The sequence below is a fragment of the Nonomuraea sp. NPDC049141 genome (assembly GCF_040648415.1).
Classification (GTDB): domain Bacteria; phylum Actinomycetota; class Actinomycetes; order Streptosporangiales; family Streptosporangiaceae; genus Nonomuraea.
The window spans coordinates 1-1,844 of sequence record NZ_JBEZDR010000172.1; the positions used below are offsets into that span (position 1 = coordinate 1).

Sequence of the window (1,844 nt, forward strand, 5' to 3'; positions counted from 1 at the left end):
TCGGCCTGGTCTGGCTGCCGGCGGGCGCCACCGTGCTGCTCTCCGGCACCGACTGGGACGGCATCGGCCCGGTCTCCGACATCGAGTGGGTCGGCGGTCGCAACTACGCCGACGTGGTCCAGAACTATCCGCCGTTCGTGCCGGCCGTGCAGAACAACCTGCTCTGGCTGGCGGCGCTGTTCGCGGTGGCCACCCCGTTCGGCATGTTCCTGGCCGTCCTGCTCGACAAGGAGCTGCGCGGCACCCGGTTCTACCAGACCGCGCTCTACCTCCCGGTGGTGCTCTCCCTGGCATTGATCGGCTTCGTCTGGCAGCTGCTCTACTCCCGCGACCAGGGCCTGCTCAACGCCGTCCTCGGCACCGGCGTCGACTGGTACGGCGACCCCGACGTCAACATCTGGGCCGTGCTGGTGGCCGCCGGCTGGCGGCACGTCGGCTACATCATGCTGCTCTACCTGGCCGGGCTCAAGGGCGTCGACCCGTCCCTGCGGGAGGCCGCCGCCGTGGACGGCGCGTCGGAGGGCCGGACGTTCTTCAAGGTGATCTTCCCGGTCCTGCGGCCCATCAACATCATCGTGCTGGTGGTGACGGTGATCGAGTCGCTGCGCGCGTTCGACCTGGTCTGGGTCATCAACAAGGGCCGCAACGGCCTGGAACTGCTCTCGGCGCTGGTCACCCAGAACGTCGTGGGCGAGGCGAGCCGCATCGGCTTCGGCTCCGCACTGGCGACGATCATGCTGGTCGTCTCGCTGCTCTTCATCACCGTCTACCTGGCGACCGTGCTGCGGGAGGGACGCCGATGAGCACCGCTACCGTGACCCGGGAAGCCGGCACCGCCCCCGCGCCCCGGCGGCGCCGGCCGCCGCGCCCGGCGCGGATCGTGCTGCACGTCTTCCTCGCCGCGGTGTCGATCGGTTGGCTCTTCCCGATCCTCTGGGCCGTGCTGACCTCGCTGCGCTCCTACGAGTACACGGCCACCAACGGCTACGTCTCGCTCGGCGGGTGGACCCTCGACAACTACGTCACCGCCTGGCGGACCGCCGAGTTCGGCAAGCACTTCCTCAACTCCGTCTACATCACCGTGCCGGCGGTGCTGCTGACCCTCTTCCTCGCCTCCTGCGTGGCGTTCGTCATCGCCCGGTTCAACTGGAAGACCAACATCGTCCTGCTCGGCCTGTTCACCGCCGCGAACCTGCTGCCCCAGCAGGCCCTGCTCATCCCCCTGTTCCGGCTCTTCACGCAGGTGCCGCTGCCGGCGTTCATGAGCGACTCGGAGGTGCTCTACGACAGCTACTGGGGGCTGATCCTGGTCAATGTCGCCTTCCAGTGCGGCTTCTGCGTCTTCGTGCTCAGCAACTACATGAAGGCCCTGCCGCACGACCTCTACGAGGCGGCGATGATCGACGGGGCGAGCGTCTGGCGCCAGTACTGGCAGGTCACCATGCCGCTGTGCCGACCGGCCCTCGCCGCGCTGGCCACCCTGGAGGTGACCTGGATCTACAACGAGTTCTTCTGGGCCACCGTGCTCATGCGTACCGGCGACAAGTTCCCGGTGACCAGCTCGCTGAACAACCTGCGTGGCGAGTTCTTCACCGACAACAACCTCGTCTCGGCCGGCTCGGTGCTGGTCGCCGTACCGACCCTGGTGGTGTTCTTCCTGTTGCAGAGACAGTTCGTCCGGGGCCTGACCCTGGGAGCGTCGAAGGGATGAGCATCGTCCACCTGCGGCGTGCCCGGACCAGCCTGGTGCTCGACGCGCGCGGCCCGGGGCTGCCCCGCCTCGCGCACTGGGGCGCCGCCGTCGGCCCGGGCGCGGCCGACGACCTGCCCGCCCTGCTCGCCGC

2 protein-coding genes are annotated in these 1,844 nt (G+C 68.8%); both read left to right on the top strand.

Annotated elements, in window-relative coordinates; translation table 11 throughout:
* The coding region (locus AB0B91_RS65555) for a sugar ABC transporter permease (protein ID WP_358343123.1) at positions 1–803 on the top strand (803 nt) is incomplete at its 5' end.
* A complete protein-coding gene (locus tag AB0B91_RS65560) occupies positions 800–1,711 on the top strand; it encodes a carbohydrate ABC transporter permease (protein WP_357662943.1) in 912 nt (303 codons plus the stop codon). The genes AB0B91_RS65555 and AB0B91_RS65560, both read left to right, overlap by 4 nt.
* The last annotated feature ends 133 nt before the right edge of the window (positions 1,712–1,844 follow it).